Origin of the sequence: Hymenobacter mellowenesis, assembly GCF_030581005.1 — a bacterium.
Taxonomy (GTDB): domain Bacteria; phylum Bacteroidota; class Bacteroidia; order Cytophagales; family Hymenobacteraceae; genus Hymenobacter; species Hymenobacter mellowenesis.
Map to the genome: position 1 here is coordinate 464,286 of NZ_JAUQSX010000001.1, position 21,053 is coordinate 485,338.

Below are 21,053 nucleotides of genomic sequence, written 5' to 3' on the forward strand. Positions count from 1 at the left end.
CCAAATTGAAATATTCCTTTATCCTGAATTGCCACCTATGGGCCTATTTTTGCTTGGCAGGATTAGCGGTGAGGTAGTCGGCGGCCAGCGTGGCCAGGGTTTTCACGCCCAGCGTCAGGCCGCTCTCGTCGATGCGGAAGCCGGCCGTGTGATGGTCGGCGGCGGTGGCCGGGTCCTGCCCTTTGCCCATCCCGCCCACGAAGAGGAACAGACCGGGCACTTTTTCCTGATAAAAGGAGAAGTCTTCGGCGCCGGTCACCGCTTTTATTTCGTGCACGTTGGCGTTTCCGGCCACGGCTTGCAGCGTGGGCAGCATCTGGGCCGTGAGGGCGGGGCTGTTGATGGTCACGGGCACGTAGGGGTCGATGCTGACCTCGGCGGTGGCCCCGGCGCTTTCGGCAATGTTGGTGGCAATGCGGCGGATGCTGGCCCAGATTTGCTTCTGCACCTCGGGGTTGAGAGCCCGAATGGTGCCGCTCATTTCCACATCGGGCGGGATGACGTTGTAGCGCACCCCGCCGTTGATGGTGCCCACCGTCACCACGGCCGCGTCGTCAATCAGCTTCACCTCGCGGCTCACGATGGTTTGCAGGCCCATGATGATTTGGGCGGCCGTCACCACGGGGTCCACGCTGTTCCAGGGATAGGCGCCGTGGGCACCTTTGCCGTGCACTTTGATGGTAAACCGGTCGGAAGACGCCATTTCGCCGCCGGGGCGGTAGTTCAGGTTGCCCACTTCGGTTTTGGAGTTGATGTGCACGCCGAACACAGCATCTACTTTGGGCTTGTCGAGCACGCCTTCCTTCACCATGAGCTTGGCGCCGCCTTCCACGCCGGGCAGGGAGCCTTCCTCAGCGGGCTGGAAGATGAATTTGACGGTACCGGGCAGGTCGGCCTTCACCTGGCTGAGCACCTCGGCGGCGCCCATGAGCATGGCCACGTGGGTGTCGTGGCCGCAGGCGTGCATCACGCCCACGGGCTGGCCCAGGTAGGTAGTTTTCACTTTGGAGGCGAAGGGCAGGTCGTTGGCTTCGGTGAGGGGCAGGCCGTCCATGTCGGCGCGCAGGGCCACCACGGGGCCGGGCTTGCCCCCACGCAGGATGCCCACCACGCCGGTGCGGCCCACGCCGGTTTGCACTTCCAGGCCCAGCTTTTTGAGGTGAGCGGCCACGAGGGCGGCGGTGCGGGTTTCCTGGTTGCCCAGCTCGGGGTGCTCGTGGATGTCGCGCCGCCAGGCAATGACCTTGGCTTCTTCCTGCGTGGCTAGCTGGGCAATGCGGGCATCGAGGGCTGCGTTCTGGGCGTGGGCGGCGGGGGTAGCGAGGGCCAGGGCCACCGCGGCGCAAATTGGGGTAATGAGATGACGCATAGGATTCGGGGCGAGGGAAATGACGTGGCAGTCCGCTTTAGGCGGCCCGCAATGTTACGCGCTGGCTGTCAGCCGGCGCGCGGCGGTTCGGCCGGTGGCGTATTTTTGCGCGCTCCTTCTTCCCGGCCGGCTCATTAGCCGACTGTCTTTCCATCGTGGCCAGCCTTCCCAAACCGCTCGAACTTACTCCACCCACCATCCTGGAAACCGGGCGGCCGGCCGCCACTCCGGAAACGGAGCGCTGGCCGGCTGCCTGGGCCCGGCCCGGCTTCCGGCTGCGCTTGGGGCTGGTGCTGCTGCTGCTGCTGGGCCTGCTGCCGGTGGTGCCGGGGTTCTACCATTTCATTCAGGCGCGGCCGGGCCAGCGGCTGGCCGACCCGCTGCTGGCCCTGCTGCCGGTACACGACGTATCGGTGCCTACGTTCGCGCTCATTTACGGAGCCATCGCGGGCACGCTGGTGTACCTGCTGCCCCGGCCCCAACGGCTGCTACAGGCACTGTGGGCCTATTATTTCCTCCAACTCTTGCGGATGCTCACGCTGTGGCTGCTGCCGCTGGAGCCGCCCACCACGCTGGTCTTACTGCACGACCCGGTAATGGACCGCATTTTTGAGGTGACGACCCAGCCCATCGTGCGCGACCTATTTTTCTCGGGCCACACCGCCACCATGGTGCTCCTGACCTTGGTGGGCCGGGGCCAACGCTGGCGCTGGGTGCTGGGCCTGATGAGCGTGGCCGTGGGCCTGCTGGTGCTGGTGCAGCGCGTGCATTACTCGTACGACGTACTAGCCGCGCCGCTGTTTGCCTGGCTGGCCTACTGGCTGGCGGGGCGAGTCACGAAGCAACAGTCCGCCGTTCGGTAATCTGTTCTTGCTTTGAACACTTTTCGCGATACATCTGAAGGTCTCGAAAACGTGATTTTCGGGGCCTTTTCTTAGGGAGTAATTTGAACGCCTTTTTAGAATACTACCGTTTTCGTAAGCAGAGCGGTCTACTTCTTTTTTAACCTCCCAGCACTGCTTTAAGGCCGTGGATTTTCTTATTCTGCCCGCGCAAGGACATGTCCAGCACATGGCGCAAATCGGCCCGCAGCGTGACGAACCCGGTAACTAAAAGTTATTTTAGGGCAACTGACTGAAAAAGCACCAGTTAATCGCGCGAATAGTCACCAACAATGCGCTGCCAACCAAGCTCAGTGCGCGGCGGAGGGAAGAAAAACCAGTCATGGACGGCAGGAAAAAAGTGGAGTAAGACTTTTGTGCCAGTTTTGGCAGGAAAAATAACCGGCGACGGCCCAAGTTAAAAAAGGCGTTTCAATTCCAAAATCCCGACAAAACACCTGATGACCCAACGAAGATAGAGCGACGGGCAACAACTACCGGGCTACCTTCCTTCTATTTGCTCATTGAGTTGAACTACCAATGATAGCCCGCCACCGGACGCCTCCACGCTATCGGGACACCTGGCGAGTTTACGAAACTCATCCACGAATCAACGTTTACAAAACGCGGCAAGTAGATGAGTTTCGTAAACCCGTTGGCATCCCCAAAAACCGTCCTGATTCAGCAAGCAAAAGCACCGAATCCACTCAGATTCGGGGCTTTTAATTCTATCAGGTTGCGGTCGAAACAACAGCCAAGCTTTATAGATACTTCTCGTAAATCCCGGCCGCTATTTTCTCCACAATGCCCTTGGGCACCACGCTGGTGAGGCCGGCCGATACCTTGTTGAGTACGCCCGGGATGATTTCGGCCTCGCCAGCCAGCAGGCCGGTCACGGCGGCTTCGGCCACGGCCTCGGGCGTCATCGATACTTTGTTGGCGGTGGCCTGCAGCTCGGCGCCCATGCCGGCGCGGTCGGCAAAGCTGGTGGTGGTGGCGCCGGGGCTCAGGCAGGTGACCGAGATATTGCTGGTCTTTAGTTCATAGCGCAGGCCGCGGCTGAAGCTCAGCAAAAACGCCTTGCTGGCCGCGTAGAGCGAGAGCGAAGGCACGGCCTGGTAGGCGGCGGTGCTGGCCACGTTCAGGATGTAGGCTTTGGGGGCCTTGTGCAGCGTGGGCAACAAGGCGTGGGTGAGGGCCACGGGCAGGGCCATGTTCAGCTGCAGCATGTTCTGCTGCTCACTTAAACTCAGCTGCTCGAAGCGCCCCCATAGGCCGTAGCCGGCATTGTTGACCAGCACGGCCAACTGGTCGGTTTGCTGGGTGGCCCAGGTGGACACGGTTTCGGCAGCGCCGGGAGCGGCTAGGTCGAGGGCCAGCAGGCGGGCTTGGCGCTGGTGTTTCTGACTGAGTTCTTCGGCCAGGGCCGTAAGCAGGTCTTCGGACCGCGCTACCAGCAGCAGGTCGTAGCCGCGCCGGGCCAGTTGAAGGGCAATGGCCCGGCCAATGCCGCGCGAAGCGCCAGTTACGAGTGCGTACATGCTTTTGAAATTAGAACGTCCTGCAGAGCGCAGCGAAGCATCTTTACCTCGATACTAACTTCTGCCGATTGGATTACTGCTGCGGTAAAGATGCTTCGCTGCGCTCTGCATGACGGGCGGTCCCACTCACCAATCCACTACTTCACCAAGTGCAGAAAGCGCAGGTAGAACGGCGTGGGGCTGTCCTCGCGCTTGGGCTGGTACTTGCCCGAGATGATGGGAACGTACATCACCCGGCGGCGGCTTTCGGCGCCCAGTAGCGGCGATTGGGCCACGCGGTGCCACATGCGGCCGTCGTGCACGGTGAGGTCGCCGGGCTCGGTTTCGATGGCCAGCTCGTTGGGGTCGTAGAAAACGTCCTTGTAGTATTTCTTGCGAAACAGCATCTTGTGCAGGCCCTGGCGGTGGGTGCCGGGTATCACGCGCAGGCCGCCGTTGGTGGCCTTGGTGCCGTCGAGGTGCAGGCCCACGTTGAGCATGGGCCCGATGCGCTTGCCGTAGAACACGTCGCGCAGCGAGTCGGTGTGCCAGCCCATCTGGCTGAATTCGGAGCCTTCCACGTTCACGTAGTGGTTCACCACGAGGCCGTCTTTTTCGTTCTCCCCTACCCGGCCGCCTTCGGCTTCGAGCAGCGGAAACAGGGCTTCGAACCGCTTGTCTTGCAGCAGTTCGTGCAGCACGGGATGATGCTGCGAGGCAAACGCGAAGCGCTGCACAATGCGCGAGCCGTCCACGTCGTGGCCGTACTTGATGGGTACGCCATTCACTTTCTCCACACCCTCAGCCAGCCATTTGGCTTGCACGTCCTGGGTGGCTTTCAGGATTTGCTGAACGTATTCGGGCGAGGCGAAAGGGCGGAAATGAAGGAAGCCGTATTTAGCAAAAAAAGCCCGTTGCTCGGCCGTGAGGGCGTTGCCGAGGGTGAAGCGAGGGTAGTCAGCAGATAAAGCCATAGCAGAATAAAGGCGGCCGGCAGGGGTTCCGGCCGACACGCAAAGGTAATACGTGGGACGTCGCCCCTGCCCGTTGGCAGCAGTTTCGGAAGCTACGTAGCGGGTAGTAACCGGGGCAGCGCGCAGGTGTTTTTAAAGAGCAAACTACGCGCCGGCTGGGTGAACAGATTGTGAACGGCGTCCCGTTTCGGCCCCGGCCGACGGCCAGCCCCGCTAAATACCTTAACCGTCCGAACTTAGCCACACCACTCGCGCGCTAAATGGCCGGCTGCCAGCGTTAGCCCACTGGCTGTGCTCGTTTGAGGTGGCCCCAATACTGGCACACAACATGCTTTTCTATGTTCCTGCAATTACCCACTTTCAATGCCGCGCTGAATCCTTGCCCCGTCGATAGGGCCGCCTTTGCTGCGCATCCGACGGGCCATTTTTGCAGCCAGTGCCAGCGCGTGGTGCAGGATTTCAGCCATAGTACCGACCCCCTGGCCGACCTGGCCGCCGCCCGCGCCGCCTCGCCCGACGGGCGGGTGTGCGGCCGGTTTGGGGCGGCGCAGGTGCAGGCCCCGCCGCCCCCGAAGCTGACACAACGGCTGCGCTGGTTTCTGGTGGCGCTGGGGCTGGTGCTGGCCCAGGGGCTGAGCGCGCGGGAGGCGCTGGCGCAGGTGCGGCGGGGAATTGATTACACCCAGGAAATTGCAAAAAACCGGAGCGAGCGGCTGGCCGCCGTCAAACGCGATTCCGCTGAATCGGCGCAACACTTAAACCAGGTTTATGGCGCCGTCATCGAGGAAATGCCCTCTTTTCGGGGCGGCGGCAATAGGGAGGTGGTTAATTATATTCAACAACAGGTGGTCTGGCCCCGGCAAGACGGGAAAATCGTTCAGGCCCAGGGCCGGGTCTTTGCCTCATTCACCGTGGACGCAAGTGGCCGGGTGTGCCATCCGAAAATCGTAAAAAGTCTGCAGCCGCTCTTCGACGCGGAAGTGTTGCGGGTGCTGCGCATCATGCCCAACTTTAAACCGGGCCGGCAAAACGGCAAATCCGTGGCAGTGGACATGGTCGTGCCGGTTACTTTTAAGCTGAAATAGCTCAAACCATAGACCATTAAACCTGAGCCCCAGCGGGGAAGGGCTGTCCGCACCAAAACGTTAGCTGGGATTTGCCCGGTGTGGGCTGCCGGCTGTCTGCTGTCTGCACCGGACAAATCCCCAGAATCACCCTACTATCCCAGCCATGCTCCTGCTCCCCACCTTTCGCGCCGCTCTCACGCCCTGTTCGGTGAGCCCGGCAGCATTTACGCCCCATCCGGCGGGCCATTTCTGCAGCCAGTGCCAGCGCGTAGTGCAGGACTTCAGCCAAAGTACCGACCCCGTGGCCGACCTGGCCGCCGCCCGCGCCGCCTCGCCCGATGGGCGGGTGTGCGGCCGGTTCAGGAAGGCACAGGTGCAACGACCTAAACTGCCGCAACGGCTGCGCTGGTTTCTCATGGCCTTGGTGCTGGTGGTAGGCCAGGGCCTCACGGCCCGGGAGGCCCTGGCGCAGGTGCGGCGGCCGGTGCCGCCCAGGCCGACCACGCCTCACAACAAGCACGCGACTGGGGCTAAGAAGCCTTCGCAAAAGAGCCGGCTAAAGGGGCAGCTTCCATCCGAAGCCATTCATGAAAGAGAGATGGAAATCAGTGGCGACATATTGCCTTTTTCGGAAACAAACCCGCCCGTCCCCACCGGCAACGAGGTGTACACCTTCGTGGAGCAAATGCCTGAGTTGCCCGGTGGCGGGGGTATCAAGGCCATTGTGGACCACATTCAGCAGCGCGTGCGGTATCCCCAAGCGCTTAAAGCTGATGTAGAAGGCCGGGTTTACGCCAGCTTCATCGTGGGCAAAGACGGAGTGGTGCGCGAGGCCCGCATCGTGAAAGGCCTAGACCCGTTGCTGGATGCTGAAGCCCTGCGCGTCGTTCAGGTGCTGCCGGCTTTCACGCCCGGCCGGCACCAGGGCGAAGCGGTAGCGGTGAGCTTCACCGTCCCGATTACATTTAAGATAGAATAATCAAAGCCCCTTCGCTCCTCTCCCCAGGCAACCATGACACACCGATGGCTCATCCTGCTCGCGGCCGCTTTGGCTACCGGATTGGCCCGGGGACAGACTTCTAAAGCCGCATTTTCCACTTCCCCATCGGTGACCAAAGTGTACACCTACGTGGAGCAAATGCCGGAGCCACCCGGCGGTGGGGGCAATGCGGCTATGGTGACGCTTATTCAGAAGGGCATTCGCATTCCGCTTTTTCACGGGAATTATCCGGAAAGCAGCCGGGTGGTGGTCGGATTTACGGTGACGGAGGCCGGCCAGGTGCGGAATGTGCGCATTCACAAAAGCATCGATGCCCGGGTCGACTCGGCCGTCGTGCATGCGGTGCGGGCGCTGCCGCGCTTCACGCCCGGCCGCCAGCAGGGTCGCGCGGTAAGCGTTAGCTTTCGAATGCCCATTACCTTTTGCTGGCAGTAGGATTTGGGCAATATTTGGACATTGCGGCCAAATATTGCCACCTTCACTTTCCGGCACACCTCATCCATTCATCTCCTCAATCCCACCGCTCCGATGGTTTTCACTCCCAGCCCCATGCTTCTCAAGCTGCTCTACACGCGCGGCAGCCTGCACAACCTGCCCGACAACGCGGGCGTGGCCTTCAGCATCAAAAACCGGCTCGACAACGTGAAAGTCACCGGCTTCAAGCAGGTGCAGATTGGCGACGTGGTGATTCCGGCCGATAAAATAATGGTCGACCTCGGCGACGGCGAGCAGCGCCCCGCCAGCCAGATTGATGCCGACGGCCAGGCCATCGACCTGCCGGTGGGCCGCTCCCTCACCATCCGCCTCGACACGCCAGCCCTGCCCGAGGGCATGCACGCCGTGCAGGCCTGGTTTTCGAGCGATGCCTTCGGCGACCTGCACGTGGAGGTGGAAGACGCCATTGTGAGCGCCGCCAACCACAAGCCGCGCATCCCGCGCTCGGAGGAAGACGACTATTCCGACGCCGCCATTGCGGCCCGCCAGCGCTTCGCCGAGGAGTTTTCGGGCAAGCAGTTCAAGCACCTCAAGCACTACTCCTTCGATGCCCACATGCTGCAGGGCAACTGCGAGCATTTCATGGGCGTGGCCCAGATTCCGGTGGGTTTGGCCGGCCCGCTGACGGTGAACGGTGAGCACGCCCAGGGCGATTTCCTGATTCCAATGGCCACCACCGAGGGCACCTTGGTGGCCAGCTACAACCGCGGCATGCAGGTGCTGAACCTGTGCGGCGGCGTGAAATGCACCGTGGTGGGCGACGCTATGCAGCGGGCGCCGGTGTTCGTGTTTGAGGACGCGCGCGGGGCGCGCGACTTCGGCAAGTGGGTGGAAGACACCATCGACCAGATTCGGCCGCAGGCCGAAAGCACCTCCAGCGTGGCCAAGCTGCAGTACATCGACACGTACCTGAGCAATAAGTTTGCCTACCTGCGCTTCAACTTCAGCACCGGCGACGCCGCGGGGCAGAACATGGTGGGCCGCGCCACCTTCGCCGCCTGCTCCTGGATTCTGGAGAATTACAAGGGCCCGAAAATCGAGCATTTCTACCTCGAATCGAACTTCGCCACCGACAAAAAGGCCTCGCAAATCAACGTGATGCGTACCCGCGGCAAGCGCGTGGTGGCCGAAGCCGTGGTGAAGCGCGACGTGCTGATGCAGCGCATGCGCGTGACGCCCGAGCAGTTGGCCTACCACGGCCAGGTGAGCAACGTGGGCGCCTTCATCTCGGGCGCCAACAACAACGGCGCGCACTCGGCCAACGGCATTACGGCCATGTTCATTGCCACCGGCCAGGACGTAGCCAACGTGAGCGAATCCAGCGCCGGCATCCTGTACTCGGAGGTGACCAAGGAGGGCGACCTCTACATCAGCATCACCATTCCCTCGCTCATTGTGGCCACCCACGGCGGCGGCACGGGCCTGGCCACCCAGAATGAGAGCCTGCAGATGCTGGGCTGCGTGGGCCGCGGCACGGTGCGCAAGTTCGCCGAAATCGTAGCTGGCGTGGTTTTGGCAGGAGAGCTGAGCCTGGGCGCCGCCATTTCCAGCTCCGACTGGGTGAGCAGCCACGAGCAGTACGGCCGCAACCGCTAGGCACGAGTACCCCGAAGCTTTGCTTTGGCCCGCATCTGAATTGTTCGCACGGGCCAACGCGGAGCTTCGGGGCACACGTTCTGTCGATAGCTAAAACTCCTTTCCATGAAGCTACCCATTACTCTCCTCCTCGCCGGACTGGCGCTGGCCATCAGCGGGCTGATGAATCCGGCCCAAGCCCAGCCTACGTACTCGCGCGACCTTGGCGAAGTAGCGCTCGGGCTTTACCAGCAGGCCAACTCGCCGGGCGCGCTGGAGCGCATGCGCAAAGACCTCATCAACGCCCCGGAAGCCTACCTCGTCAGCATCGAGCAGCCCGGCGTGCTGGTGCTGCCCAACAAGCGCCGCGTGCGGGTGCCGGCCATGAGGTACAACGTGGCCCTGCACCTGCTCGAAGTACGCGACTCGACCGGCAGCCACGTGTGGCCGCCCGGCAGCCTCGACGGCTTTTTCATGGGCCGCGGGGCCAATGAGCGGCATTTCCGCACCTTCATGGTGCGCAACAGCGGCACCGAACGCAACTTCGTGGAAGTGCTGACGGCCGACGACGATGCCTTCCTCATCCTGGCCGTGCTGCACCACTACGTGCACGACGACGCCGTGATGGACCCCATTCTGCACACCGAAACCCGCCCGGCCCGTACCGAAATCGGCCAAGTGGTGCTGGCCGGTTCGGCGGCCATGCCGCAGCAGCCGCTGCGGCCGGTAGCGCTCAACCGCAAGGAGATATCGCGGCTGTTTGGCACCCGCGCCGCGCAGGTCGAGGCCTACGCCGCCAAGGAGCACCTCGCCTACACCGACCTGGCCCAGGTGCTGCGCATGGTGGAATACTACAACCAGCAAGGCAAATAGCCATATCCGTAAGCTGAGCACGTGAAATTCAGCTGGTAAGGTGCCGCTCGCCGGGCCATTGCCTGCATTATCGCCGCCGATAATGTTGTAAATTCGTGCCCGTTTTTAGCCTTTCTTTTGCTGTCATTATTTGTGAAAACTACTGTTTACTTATTCGCCTTTTTCCTGGCCATAGCGGGCGCGGGAACTGCCGCCGCCCAAACCTCGCGCGATGTGGCCGACGCCCGCGTGGCCTACCAGCAAGCCAACACCGGCCCGGCCGCAGAAGGCTACCGGGCTTCGCTCAAGCAGCAAACCGGTGGGTTTGTGGGCGGCCCGGCTTTTCAGCTGGGCTCGTTGCGCACCGCCGATGGCCGCACCTTGCTGGTGCCCGGCCTGCGCTACCACGCCGGCCTGCACCTGCTCGAAGCCCAGGACTCCATCGACCTCGAATCGACGCACCTGTGGCCCGCCGGTAGCCTGCGCGGCTTCGACCTCGGCGAGCCCGGCGACCCAGCCGCGCCCCAGCGCCGCTTCCGCTCGCGCCTCGTGAAGGAAGGCAGCGACGGCACCCGCCGCGAATACGTGGAAGTCATCACCGCCACCGACGCCAGCCCGCTGCTGCTGGCCTGGCTCTACGCGCCCGCCGACGACGCGCCGACCAGCAAGCGCCCGCTGGTAGGCACCCTGCTGGCCGGCCCCGGCACCTCGGGCAGCGAGCCCCTGCGCCCCCTCGAACCCACCGAATCGGCGGTGCTGCGCCTCTTCGGCAGCCGGGCCAAGGATGTGCGCAGCTTCGCCACCGCCCAGCACCTCGACTACACCCGCCCTGCCGACATCGCCAAGATGATGGACCACTACAACCGCATTGCGGTGGTGAAGTAGCGCGCATGCCGTTGTAAAAAGAACGTCATGCAGAGCGCAGCGAAGCATCTCGCGTGCAGCAGTAATCCTTTCGATTCATTTACTACCACACGCGAGATGCTTCGCTGCGCTCTGCATGACGTTCAGAACAATTCATAACCACAAAAAAAGCCGGCCCTCACAGGCCGGCTTTTTTTGTTGATGCAATCCAGACATACCCTACAGCGGGTCAGCCGTTACTTTGAAGCGGGCGTCGGAGCGCACCGTAAAGTCGTTGGCGTTGAAACCGTTCAGCGTGGCATTCACCGTGAGCTGGTAAGTATCAGCTTTCAGGTACTCATCAAGACGGGCCGTGGTGGGCGTCAGCTTGATAGTGTTCACGCCCCGGGGCACGTTGGTGATGCTGGCCAGCAGAATCTTATTGTTGGTGTTGGGCGTATTGATGAACACATCTAGCTTGTTGAGAAAGTCGAAGTTGGAGTTGGCCGGGTTGGTCACGGTCAGCACCATCTGGTCGAGGTATACGTCCTTGACCTTGTCTTTCGAGGTCTTGTTGTTCTTGAAGGAATCGGCCGAATTTGTGGTTACCGTCACGGCTGGCAGCTGGGCATTGACGAAGTAACCCGGAATGACCACACTCTGCGACGTATCGACCGTGAAGGTCAGCAGCTGGTCAACTTTTTTACAGCCCACAACGGCCAGAAACAGCAGCAGCGGTGCCAGGAGGAGGATTTTTTTCATGGTCTATAAAGTGAGTTGGCTATCTATACGACAAGCAATGGGCCGGAAGTTCCGCCGGCTGGCCGTTAATCCATCATATCGGCCGAGCGGGGCGGGTCGGGCACGAAGCCGGGATTCCAGCTCATGGGGTAGCGAGCGTCCACGTAGGGCAGGGCGGTTTCGGTGAGGTAGAGGGGGCGGAAAGTGTCGACCATTACGGCCAGCTCGTGGGTTTCCTTCTTGCCGAGGCTGGCCTCCACCGTGCCCGGGTGCGGGCCGTGGGGCAGCCCCGTGGGGTGCCAGGTGAAGGACGCCAAATCGACGCCCTTGCGCGACATGAAATTGCCGGCCACGTAGTACAGCACCTCGTCAGAATCGACGTTGGAGTGGTTGTAGGGTGCCGGAATGCTGAGCGGATGGTAGTCGAACAGGCGCGGCACGAAGGAGCAAATCACGTAGTTATGCCCCTCAAACGTCTGGTGCACGGGCGGCGGCTGGTGCAGGCGCCCTGTAATAGGCTCAAAATCGTGGATGCTGAAGGCGTAGGGGTAAAAGTACCCGTCCCAGCCCACCACGTCGAACGGGCAGTGAGCGTAGGTGAGCTGGTGCATCAGGCCTTCTTTCTTGACCTGCACCAAGTAATCCCCTTCCGGAAAATCGCCGGTAATCAGCTCGCTCGGTGGGCGCATGTCGCGCTCGCAGTAGGGCGAGTGCTCCAGCAGCTGGCCGAAGTGGTTGCGGTAGCGCCGCACCGTTTCCACGGGGCTGAACGACTCCACAATCATCAGCCGCACCGGCCCTTCCTCAAAATGCAGCTGGTGAATGACCGTGCGCGGCACCACCACGTAGTCGCCGGGCTCGAAGGCCACCTTGCCCATCTGGCTCCAGAGCTCGCCGCGGCCTTCGTGCACGAAAATCACCTCGTCGGCCTGGGCGTTCTTGTAGTAGTAGCTCATCTGCTTTTCCGTGGGATTGCAGATGCTCATCGTCACGTCGGCATTGCCGAGCAGCGTTTGGCGGGCGGTGAGGTAGTCGCCGCCGGTGGTGGTTTGGGCCAGCGTGCGCAGGTGCTCAGGCTGTAGCGGCCGGTCCTTCAGCAGCTTGGGCGCGAAGGGCCGGGGCTCGCCCACGTGCTTAATCTGCGTAGGCGGGTGCACGTGGTAGAGCAGCGACGACACGCCGTGAAAACCCAGCGTGCCCACCAATTGCTCCGAATATAGGGAGCCATCAGGCTGCCGGAACTGGGTGTGGCGCTTGAGCGGAATCTGGCCGAGGCGATGGTAATGCGACATGGTTCGGGGTGGGATTTCAGGGGTGGTTAGGGCCCGTGAAGTTACGAGTACCGCTTGTCATTGCGAGGCGGAGCGTCTGTCATTGCGAGCGTAGCGACGCAATACGTCCTGTCAAAGCCAGACACTTCCTTCTACCAGAAAGTACCTGTACTGCGCAATATCGAGTCTTTCTGTTTCGAATAAGGCTTTGTCACATTATTAGGTTAGTCGCTGAGAACAGGACGGATTAGCTACGCTGACCTTCGGTTGCCACGGCCTGCGGCCTCGCAATGACAAACGCTTCGCCTCGCAATGACGACGAGCCCTCCCCTACTTCCCCAGCAGCGCCAATTGGGCCGAGCTGTCGCTCACAGCGTGCAGGGCGCTTTGCAGCTCAGCATCCTGCTCGCGCAGCACGGTGTAGTAGGGCACCAGGCCGTAGGCACTGCGGGCGATGTATGCCTTGAGCTGGTTGCGCAACAGCGGCGCGCAGCGGCGCACGGTAGCCGGGTCGGCCTTCACGCCGTCCTGAGCGGCTTGAGCGGCCAGGCTCGCCAGCTGCACGTCGGAGATGCGGAAGGTGGCGTTGAACTGCTCGAAGCGCAGGCCTTCCAGCTCGGCCTTGTGGCTCTGGTAGAAGTTCAGGGCGAAGGCGCGGGCCACGCCGTGGGCCAGCAGGCGGGTGTAGTAGGCCGAGTGCGCCACCGAGTCGCGCGGCACGAATACGTCGGGCATGATGCCGCCGCCGCCATACACCACCCGGCCGTGGTCGGTGCGGAATTTCAGCTCTTTGGCGAAACGGACGCTGTCGGCCGATTGCAGCTCGCCGCGGGCGGCGCGATTGGCTACATCGGCGCTGTATTCGGCGTAGTTGGCGCCGTAGGGCTTCTGGATGGAGCGGCCGGCGGGCGTGTAGTAGCGGGCAATGGTGAGGCGCAGCTCGCCACCGTCGCTCAGCGAGATGGGCTGCTGCACGAGCCCCTTGCCGAAGGTGCGCCGGCCCACCAAGATGGCCCTGTCGTGGTCCTGCAGGGCCCCGGCTACCACCTCGGCAGCCGAGGCACTGCCTTCGTCCACGAGCACCACCAGGGCGCCCTCCTCAAATTCGCCGGCTACTTTGGCATAGGTCTGCGAGTCATATTGCTCGCCCTTGCCGTCGGTGTACACGATTTTGCGCGAGCCCCCAATGAATTCATCGGCCAGGCGGGTGGCGCGGTCGAGGTAGCCGCCGGGGTTGCCGCGCAGGTCGAGCACGAGGCGCGTGAGGCCCTGCCGGCGCAAATCGACCAGCGCGGCTCTGAACTCGTCGTAGGTATTCGAGGCAAAGCGGCTCACCTTGATGTAGCCGGTCTGCTCATCTACCAGATAAGCCGCGTCAATTGAGGAATTGGCAATGCGGCTGCGGGCAATGCTCAGGCGCAGCGGCTGGGCCAGGTGCCGGCGGCGCAGTTCCAGGATGAGGCTGCTGCCGCGCGGGCCGCGCAGCAGCTCGCTGAGGCGTGGGGTGCTGAGGTGGGCGCCCGACACCCGCTTGCCGGCAATGCTCAGAATCTGGTCGCCGGGCTGCACGCCGGCCTGCTCGGCTGGGCCGCCGCTGAGCGGGGCTACCACCGTCATGGTGTCGCGGAAAACGTTGAATTCGATGCCCACGCCATCGTAGTCGCTCTGCAGGAAGGAATCGGTTTTTTCCCGGTCGCGGGCCGGGATGTAGACGGAGTGCGGGTCGAGCTTTTCCAGCATCTGCACCACGGCGTAGTCAGCCAGTCCTTCAGTGTCTACAGAATCGGCGTAGTCGCGGTCGACGTAGCTCAGGATTTCCTTGAAGCGCAGGTAGCCGCGGGCGGTGGCGTCGGGGTTTTCGGATGAGGGTCGAAAGGGGTTATTGGCCACCAGCACGCCGCAGCCCAGAGCCAGGCTCAGCATCAGAATTTGCCGCAGCCCGGCCCGCCACTTTTTCGCGACGGGCCGGGATTTCTCTAAAGAATCGGGCGGCAAAATAGACATGTAAAGTATAGAAGTGCTGGAATAAAGTATAGAATAGTGTGGGTCAAAACTATTGAAATTTTCTTAGCTCCAAACCTTATTGTTTCGAATAAGGTGAATTTATTTAATAAATACAAAATCCTACTCCCAAAAAGCAAAAATCCGCACTCTATAGCGGCATATTGCAATTAATCACCTAGCTAAACAGCTTATAAATCGCATTGCAAAAGTATAATTTTGCTAATATACAGATAAAGCACCTTCGATGAGCTTGCTGAAATTGTCGCTCAACGGATTCTTTTTCGATACCAAGATGAAGCACAGTGGAAGGTGGATACGGACACGGTCGAGCTTTGGATTTACCCCCTACCGGAGCTGCGTTTCTGCGGTTTGGAAGTTGCCGACCCAATATTGCAGGGCAAGGCTTATCGGTTGTTGCACAAAAGACGCAAATGGCCGGGCGGGGGCAAGCCCTACCGGGTACGACCTCGCCTCCACACTGTTCAACGCATCCATTTCTACACTGTTCAGCGCATCCATTCCAAAACAGAAAAAGGGTTGGCCCCTTGCAGCGGGCCAACCCTTTTCCGGTAATCAAGCACCGGTGCTTACGGCTTACGGGCGCGGCGCAGCCGCCGCAGCGCGTAGCCCAGGCCGCCAGCCAGCAGCAACGAGGCGCCACCGTCGAGCGGCACATCGGAGGCAGCGGGCGGTGGCGTGCCGGGCCCGGGGCCACCCGAAGTCGGCTGCGCCCCGGCCGACGGGCTGGCCAACACGCCCAAGCCGAATAGAACAACGAAACCAAGCCGCCGCGTGAGCGACGTGGTGTCCCCGGCGTGGGGCCGGGGACACGAGAGCGAAGATGAAATGTCTTTCATGGCGTGTTAGTTGAGCGTCAGTTTGCGGGTGAGCACGCCCTGCGCGGTGAAAATGCGAACCGAATACACGCCCGTGGCCAGACCCGTGAGGTCGAGTTGCTCGCGCAGGATGCCGGCGCGGGGCTGGGCGCTCCGCTTCAGCAACACTTGGCCGAGGGCGTTCAGCACTTCCAGCTGCACGGCGCCCGTGCCCGTCAGGCCGGCCATTTCCAGCGTAGCGGCGCCGGTGGTGGGGTTCGGATAGAGGTGGGTGGTGGCTTGCAGGCCCCCGGTGGCCGTGCCCAACACGCTGCTGGCTTGCAGCCAGAGGTAGAAGCGCTGGCCGGTGTAGCTGGGGCTCATGGTGAAGGCGTAGGTGGGAGTCAGCGTCAGGTTTTGGCGCGTGCCCAGCTCCCGGTCTTCGAGCCAGACTTCGGTGCCGGGGGGCAGGTTGAGCAGCTCGGTGGCTTCCAGTGTGTGGCTGCCGGCCTGGCCTACGCGCACGCCCAGCGGGATGCTGGGCCCGGCGGCCAAGCTCGGCAAGGCATTGATGGACAAGCCATCGGCTCCGGCCACGCTCCAGAGCGAGGGCGCGCCATTGCCGTTGAGTTGCACCTTGTAGGCATCAAGCGCGGCGTCGAAAGCCGGGGTGGCGGCCGGGTCGAAGTACAGCACGGTTTCATCGGCGGGGCCGCTGGCGCTCTGGGCTTGCAGGCGCACCAGGGGGTGGGTAGTCGAAGTAGTCGTGCGGTTGAAGCCGGGGTTGAGGTAGGCGCTGGGGCGGGCGCTGGCTGGCAAAGTCAGGGTAGCACCCGCCCCGGAGGTGGCCCGCACGAAGAAGCCCTGCATGGCGGCCAGGTCCTTGGTGCCTCCATTCTGCCCAATGCCGCCCACGTAGGAGCGGTAGGTGCCCGAATACGGTCCTGAAGGCACAAACACATACAGCGCCTGGTTGATACCCGCCACGGCGGGCACCTGGTCCCAGTCAAGGGGCGAGGGGAAGGGGTTGCCGAGCAGGTGCCAGCCGGCCTCGGCCAACGGGCCACGGCTGAGCGGGTAGCTCACGCTGGCGCTGGCCAGCGTACCGCTCACATCCACCACCGTGCCGGGCGCGGTTTGGGCCGAGTAGCCCCGGCCGGGCGTCAGGATGTCGGTGGCGGCGGGCACCATCCAGCCCTGGTCGAAGGTGGGCAGGGCAACCGTCAGGCGGGCTTCGTTGTACTGAAACAACGTCGGGAACGGCGTCACCGTGTTGCCCTGCGTGTTGTAGGCCGGGTTCACGTTGAAGTTGGGCACGTCGTCGGCAAACTCCTGCACGGTGGCCGTGCCGGTTTGCATCGGCGACGAGTAGTGCCGGTAGCCCGCCGTGCCCGCGCCCATAATGAAGCGTTCCATGGTGGCGCGGCCCGTGACGACGCCCCCGCCGGCGGGGTTCACCACCATGGCCGTGCCGCTGGCATCGGAGAGCAGCGTGAGGTTATTGCCCGAAGCCAGATTGCCGGCTGTGAGCGTGAGGACGTGCTGCACGCCGGCCGCGCTGGTCAGTGTGGCGCCCGCCGCGTTGTTGATAGTCAGGTCGTAAAAGCGCAGCGTGCCGCTGCCGCCCAGCGTTTGGGCAGTGGTGCCGCCGCACACGAAAGCGCTGGTGCCGGGGGCAAACGTGCCGTTGTTGGTCAAGTTACCAGTGAGTACGAACTGCCCGCTCAGCGTCAGCGACGCGCCGCTGGCGATGGTCAGGTTTTGGGCGGTGCTGCCCGCGCCAGCTACGGGGTACAGGCTCAGGCCAGCCGGAATGGTGACGTTGGTAGCGGCCGTGGGCACGGCGTTGCAGCTCCAGTTGGCGGCGTTGCTCCAGCTCGTATTCACGGCGCCCAGCCAAGTGTAGGCATTGGCCGCGCCAATGAGAATGTCCGCGCCATTATCGGCGCCCACCGTGGCGGGCTGGCTGCCCACCACCCGGATGCGGTAGCCCGCACCCGGTGCGGTACCGGCCGGAATAACGGCCGCAATGGTGGCCGATGCCGTGCCGCTCAAGGTGCCAATAGCTACCGGGCTGGCAAACGAGCCACTGGCATTCGAGAGCTGCGCCGTGAAGACATTACCGGCCGTGAAGCCGTTGGCCGTAAACGACACGCTCAGCGCCGAGCCCGCGCAATAGCCACTGGCCAGGCTGCTGGTTTGAATACTGGCCACTACCACGGGCGGGTTCACCACCACCGTGGTGCTCACCGTGGTCGAGCAGCCGTTCAGCGACACCGTCACCGAATACGTGCCGCTGTTAGCCGTCGTGGCGCTGCCGATGTTCTGGTTGGGGCCGGAAGAGGTGTAGCCGTTCGGGCCGGTCCAGGCGTAGGTGGCGCCGCTGATGCCGGTAGCGGTGAGGGTAATGGTGTTGCCCGAGGCCACCGGCGAGTTGGAACCGGCCGAAACCGTGCTCAGGTTGGTGATGGTCAGGCTGGAGCCGTTGTCGTTGCTGGTAATAGCCGGGCTGGAGCTTTGCAGGCGAATGCGGTAGCCGGTACCGCTGGCCGAGGCCGGAATCGTGACGCCCAGCGTGCCGTTGGTGGCCGCTGTGGTGTTCACCGAGCCAATGCTGACGGGCGCGGCAAACGAGCCAGAGGCGTCCGACAATTGCGCCGTGATGGTATTGCCCGCATTGAAGCTGGGCCCACCGGCCGTGTAGCTCAGCGTATAGCCCGTGCCCGCGCAGAGCGGGCCGGCCAGCGGATTGAGCGTGAGCGTGGTCACGGGTGCAGCGGCGTTCACCGTTACGGGCGTGCTGGCCGAGGCCGAGCAGCCCGCCGCGTTGGTGATGGTGAGCGTGTAATTGCCCGACTGGCTGGGCTGGGCGTTGGTCAAAGTCAGGTTCTGGGTGGTGCCCACCGTGGCCGAGCCGCCGCCGGTGTAGGCCACGGTCCAGACGTAGGAGTTGCCGGTCACGGCGGGGCCGCCATTCAGGATGATGGTGCCGCCCTGCGCCACCGGCGAGTTGCTGCTCACCGTCACCGTCGGCAGGGCATTCAGCGTGAGGTTCGAGCCGTTGTCGTTGCTGGTAATGACCGGGTTCGAGCTAATCACGCGGATGCGGTAGCCCGTGCCGGCCGTGGCGCTGGCCGGAATAGTAGCCGTGAGCGCGCCATTGCCCTGCCCGCTAAAGCTCGTCGAGCCAATGTTAACGGACGAGACAAACGAACCAGAGGCGTCCGACAGCTGCGCCGTAATGGTGTTGCCGGCCGGATACGGGTTGCCCGACACCGCAAAGCTGACGGTGCGCGAAGCGCCCAGGCACAACGAGCCGCCAAACGTGCTCATGGTCAGAATTGGGTCCGTCGAGGGCTGCACCGTCACGTCCACGAAGCTGCTGGACGAGCAACTGCCCAGCGTCACGGTCACGAAGTAGCGGGCCGTGCCGGCCGTGGTGGTGCTGGTGGTGGGGTTGGCCAGCGTCGAGCTAAAGCCGCCCGGCCCGCTCCAGCTGTAAGTCGCGCCGGAGTAGGTCGGCGTTACGCTCAGCGCGATGGGCGCACCGTTGGCCACCGAGGCCGGGCCGGTGGCCTGGCTCACCGGCGTGGTGCCGATGGTGAGGTTCGCGCCGTTGTCGGTACCGGTCACGGCCGGGTTCGAGGCCACCACGCGCACGCGGTAGCCGCTGCCGGCCGGCGTGGCCTGCGGAATGGAGCCCGTGAGCACGCCACCCGTGGCGTTGCTGCTTTGCAGCGTACCCAGCAGCGGCGCGTTGGCCGCGAACACCCCGCTGGCATCTGAAAGCTGGAAGTTATAGGTGTTGCCCGTCGCGAAGCGCGAAGTATTCGTGCTGAACGGCACCGTCAGGGTGTTGCCGGTGCAATACGAGCTGGGCGAAATCGTGCCCGTCGCAATAGTCGCCGGGTACAGGTAGCTGGCGCCCGAGCAGGCCGTGCCGCCCGCCGTGGTCACGCAAATCTGCCCATCGGTGCCCCCGGCCGGGGCCGCTACCGTCAGGCCGGTGCTCGTGTTATTGGTAATCGGCCCGGCGGGCGTGCCGTTGAAGGTCACGGCCGTGGCGCCCCCCAAATCGGTGCCCGTGATGGTCACCACTGTGCCGGCCGGGCCGGTGGCGGGCGTGAAGTTGGTAATCACCGGCACCGGGCAGGTGGTCGGGAAGAAGTACACCCCAGCATTCGTCAGGCGGATGCCCTGCGCCAGGGTGGGCAGCGTGAGCCGCAGACGTATCCCGCGCACGTTGTTCTGCACCGTGGCCAGGGTCCGCACAATGTTGGTGGGCGTGGTTTGGTTGGCAGGCAGCGTGGCGGTATAGGTGTCGATGGTGCTCCAGGTGTTCAGGTTGCCCGACGCTTCGGTGGTTAGCGTGTAGCTCACGGCCGTGCCGTTCACGTTCTGCAGGGCCAGCTGCACTTCCGAAACGGTGCGCAGCGTGCTGGCACCCAGGTCAACCTGGGCGTAGTAGTTATTGAAGAAGGTCGAGGAGCCGCCCGTCACCGCCGCACCGTTGAACATCTGCTCCACGGCGGTGGCTGTAATGCCGTTGCCTGTGTAGCTGGTCGTGGGCTGGTTGGCGGCGTAGTTGGGCGAGTTGTTGCAGCCGCTCTTGGCAAAGGCGCGGCTCAGCACCTGACTCCAGCCGCCGTTGGCGTCGCGGGTCCGCACAAACAGGCGGTGCTGGCCGCTGCTCAGGCCGCTGGCGTCGGCCAGTAGGTTGAGGTTGGTAAGGTTGGTGGCCGGCGTGGCAATGGGCACGTTCACGCCCGCGCCGTAGCCGGGGTCGGTATCGAAGTAATACTCGGCCTTGTTGATGTTGGGCGCGGTGGCCACCGTGAGGTCGTCCACGTAAAAAATCCGGTTCTGGGTCTGGCTCCACTTGCCGGCCACGTCGCGCACCCGGTAAAACAAGGTATGGAAGCCCACCGGCAGCGCGCCCAGGCCCACCGTGAAGCTCACGCCCGTGGCGTTGGTGCCGCCGCCCGTGATGGGCGCGCTCGTGCCCTGGCCGTAGCCGGGGTCGGTATCCACGAAATACTCCACGGCCGCCAAACGGGCGGGCGGCGCGGTAGTGGTAGTGGGCTCCACGTAGAAAATCTGGCGGTAAGTCTGGCTCCAGCGTCCGTTTGCATCGCGCGAGCGCACGCTCAGCGAATGAAAACCCTCCGTCACACTACCCAGCCCAACGGTGAAGGCCACGCCGGCCGCGTTCGAGCTGCTGCCCGTGATGCTGACGGCCGTGCCCGCGCCGTAGCCCGGGTCGGCGTCGATGAAGTATTCGGCCCCGGCCAGGTTGGGCGGCGGGGCGGTGCTGGTCGCCGCCTCTTTGTAGAGAATCCGGCGGTAGGTCTGGCTCCAGAAGCCGGTAGCGGCCCGCGAGCGGATAAACAGGCTGTGGAATCCCGGGGTCAGCGGCGCGAGGCTGGCCGTGAAGCTCAGGTTGCTCAGCGTGGTGCCCGGGTTGTTGGGCAGGGGCACGGTCGTGCCCTGACCCTGGCCGGGGTCCGCGTCGAAGAAGTATTCTACCCGGGTGAAATCGTAAGAAACTTGGGCGTGCAGAGGCGAAAAAAGCGCCCCTACTGCCAATAGCAGCAGCATCGCCAGGCCTAGCCCGGTGTGCCGTATCAAGCGCAGCAAGTCCATATA

15 protein-coding genes are annotated in these 21,053 nt (G+C 63.2%); 7 read left to right on the forward strand and 8 right to left on the reverse strand.

Annotated elements, in window-relative coordinates:
- Window positions 1–43 precede the first annotated feature (43 nt).
- Window positions 44–1,369 carry an amidohydrolase gene (locus tag Q5H92_RS02005; RefSeq protein WP_305009790.1) on the reverse strand — a complete coding sequence of 442 codons (1,326 nt, stop codon included), beginning with the start codon at window positions 1,367–1,369 and terminating at the stop codon, window positions 44–46.
- A gap of 155 nt (window positions 1,370–1,524) precedes the next feature.
- Between Q5H92_RS02005 and Q5H92_RS02010 the strand changes: the two genes are divergently transcribed.
- A complete protein-coding gene (locus Q5H92_RS02010) occupies window positions 1,525–2,232 on the forward strand; it encodes a phosphatase PAP2-related protein (protein WP_305009791.1) in 708 nt (235 codons plus the stop codon).
- 779 nt (window positions 2,233–3,011) lie between these two features.
- Here Q5H92_RS02010 and Q5H92_RS02015 read toward each other — a convergent pair.
- A complete protein-coding gene (locus Q5H92_RS02015) occupies window positions 3,012–3,791 on the reverse strand; it encodes an SDR family NAD(P)-dependent oxidoreductase (RefSeq protein ID WP_305009792.1) in 780 nt (259 codons plus the stop codon).
- Window positions 3,792–3,928: 137 nt separating this feature from the next.
- Window positions 3,929–4,744, reverse strand: a complete 816-nt coding sequence (locus Q5H92_RS02020) for a phytanoyl-CoA dioxygenase family protein (protein WP_305009794.1) — start codon at window positions 4,742–4,744, stop codon at window positions 3,929–3,931.
- A gap of 338 nt (window positions 4,745–5,082) precedes the next feature.
- Between Q5H92_RS02020 and Q5H92_RS02025 the strand changes: the two genes are divergently transcribed.
- The 6 genes from Q5H92_RS02025 (at window position 5,083) to Q5H92_RS02050 (ending at window position 10,618) form a co-directional block, all read left to right on the forward strand.
- On the forward strand, window positions 5,083–5,829 hold the full coding sequence (locus Q5H92_RS02025) for an energy transducer TonB (RefSeq protein ID WP_305009795.1): 747 nt from the start codon (window positions 5,083–5,085) through the stop codon (window positions 5,827–5,829).
- A 145-nt stretch (window positions 5,830–5,974) separates the two neighbouring features.
- A complete protein-coding gene (locus Q5H92_RS02030; protein WP_305009797.1) occupies window positions 5,975–6,790 on the forward strand; it encodes an energy transducer TonB in 816 nt (271 codons plus the stop codon).
- Between the two features lie 33 nt (window positions 6,791–6,823).
- Window positions 6,824–7,246 carry a TonB family protein gene (locus Q5H92_RS02035; RefSeq protein ID WP_305009798.1) on the forward strand — a complete coding sequence of 141 codons (423 nt, stop codon included), beginning with the start codon at window positions 6,824–6,826 and terminating at the stop codon, window positions 7,244–7,246.
- A 114-nt stretch (window positions 7,247–7,360) separates the two neighbouring features.
- A complete protein-coding gene (locus Q5H92_RS02040) occupies window positions 7,361–8,902 on the forward strand; it encodes a hydroxymethylglutaryl-CoA reductase (RefSeq protein ID WP_369811106.1) in 1,542 nt (513 codons plus the stop codon).
- Window positions 8,903–9,007: 105 nt separating this feature from the next.
- Window positions 9,008–9,754: a hypothetical protein gene (locus Q5H92_RS02045; RefSeq protein ID WP_305009800.1), complete on the forward strand. Its 747-nt coding sequence runs from the start codon at window positions 9,008–9,010 to the stop codon at window positions 9,752–9,754.
- Window positions 9,755–9,886: 132 nt separating this feature from the next.
- Window positions 9,887–10,618, forward strand: a complete 732-nt coding sequence (locus Q5H92_RS02050) for a hypothetical protein (protein WP_305009801.1) — start codon at window positions 9,887–9,889, stop codon at window positions 10,616–10,618.
- 198 nt (window positions 10,619–10,816) lie between these two features.
- On the opposite strand, the gene Q5H92_RS02055 is transcribed toward Q5H92_RS02050, so the two are convergent.
- The 5 genes from Q5H92_RS02055 to Q5H92_RS02075 form a co-directional block, all read right to left on the reverse strand.
- Window positions 10,817–11,338 (reverse strand): hypothetical protein, encoded by a 522-nt coding sequence (locus tag Q5H92_RS02055; RefSeq protein ID WP_305009802.1) that lies wholly within the window; start codon window positions 11,336–11,338, stop codon window positions 10,817–10,819.
- Between the two features lie 65 nt (window positions 11,339–11,403).
- Window positions 11,404–12,609, reverse strand: coding sequence for a homogentisate 1,2-dioxygenase (locus Q5H92_RS02060; RefSeq protein ID WP_305009803.1), 1,206 nt, complete (start codon window positions 12,607–12,609; stop codon window positions 11,404–11,406).
- Window positions 12,610–12,918: 309 nt separating this feature from the next.
- On the reverse strand, window positions 12,919–14,592 hold the full coding sequence (locus Q5H92_RS02065; RefSeq protein WP_305009804.1) for a S41 family peptidase: 1,674 nt from the start codon (window positions 14,590–14,592) through the stop codon (window positions 12,919–12,921).
- A gap of 587 nt (window positions 14,593–15,179) precedes the next feature.
- Window positions 15,180–15,449 carry a PID-CTERM protein-sorting domain-containing protein gene (locus Q5H92_RS02070; protein WP_305009805.1) on the reverse strand — a complete coding sequence of 90 codons (270 nt, stop codon included), beginning with the start codon at window positions 15,447–15,449 and terminating at the stop codon, window positions 15,180–15,182.
- Window positions 15,450–15,455: 6 nt separating this feature from the next.
- A complete protein-coding gene (locus Q5H92_RS02075) occupies window positions 15,456–21,050 on the reverse strand; it encodes a DUF8693 domain-containing protein (protein WP_305009806.1) in 5,595 nt (1,864 codons plus the stop codon).
- Window positions 21,051–21,053 lie beyond the last annotated feature (3 nt).

Coding starts and splice junctions, on each gene's coding strand:
- Q5H92_RS02040 (WP_369811106.1), top strand. CDS start 7,361: ATGCTTCTCAAGCTGCTCTACACGCGCGGCAGCCTGCACAACCTGCCC.
- Q5H92_RS02075 (WP_305009806.1), bottom strand. CDS start 21,050: ATGGACTTGCTGCGCTTGATACGGCACACCGGGCTAGGCCTGGCGATG.
- Q5H92_RS02020 (WP_305009794.1), bottom strand. CDS start 4,744: ATGGCTTTATCTGCTGACTACCCTCGCTTCACCCTCGGCAACGCCCTC.
- Q5H92_RS02005 (WP_305009790.1), bottom strand. CDS start 1,369: ATGCGTCATCTCATTACCCCAATTTGCGCCGCGGTGGCCCTGGCCCTC.
- Q5H92_RS02025 (WP_305009795.1), top strand. CDS start 5,083: ATGTTCCTGCAATTACCCACTTTCAATGCCGCGCTGAATCCTTGCCCC.
- Q5H92_RS02035 (WP_305009798.1), top strand. CDS start 6,824: ATGACACACCGATGGCTCATCCTGCTCGCGGCCGCTTTGGCTACCGGA.
- Q5H92_RS02045 (WP_305009800.1), top strand. CDS start 9,008: ATGAAGCTACCCATTACTCTCCTCCTCGCCGGACTGGCGCTGGCCATC.
- Q5H92_RS02055 (WP_305009802.1), bottom strand. CDS start 11,338: ATGAAAAAAATCCTCCTCCTGGCACCGCTGCTGCTGTTTCTGGCCGTT.
- Q5H92_RS02065 (WP_305009804.1), bottom strand. CDS start 14,592: ATGTCTATTTTGCCGCCCGATTCTTTAGAGAAATCCCGGCCCGTCGCG.
- Q5H92_RS02070 (WP_305009805.1), bottom strand. CDS start 15,449: ATGAAAGACATTTCATCTTCGCTCTCGTGTCCCCGGCCCCACGCCGGG.
- Q5H92_RS02030 (WP_305009797.1), top strand. CDS start 5,975: ATGCTCCTGCTCCCCACCTTTCGCGCCGCTCTCACGCCCTGTTCGGTG.
- Q5H92_RS02060 (WP_305009803.1), bottom strand. CDS start 12,609: ATGTCGCATTACCATCGCCTCGGCCAGATTCCGCTCAAGCGCCACACC.
- Q5H92_RS02015 (WP_305009792.1), bottom strand. CDS start 3,791: ATGTACGCACTCGTAACTGGCGCTTCGCGCGGCATTGGCCGGGCCATT.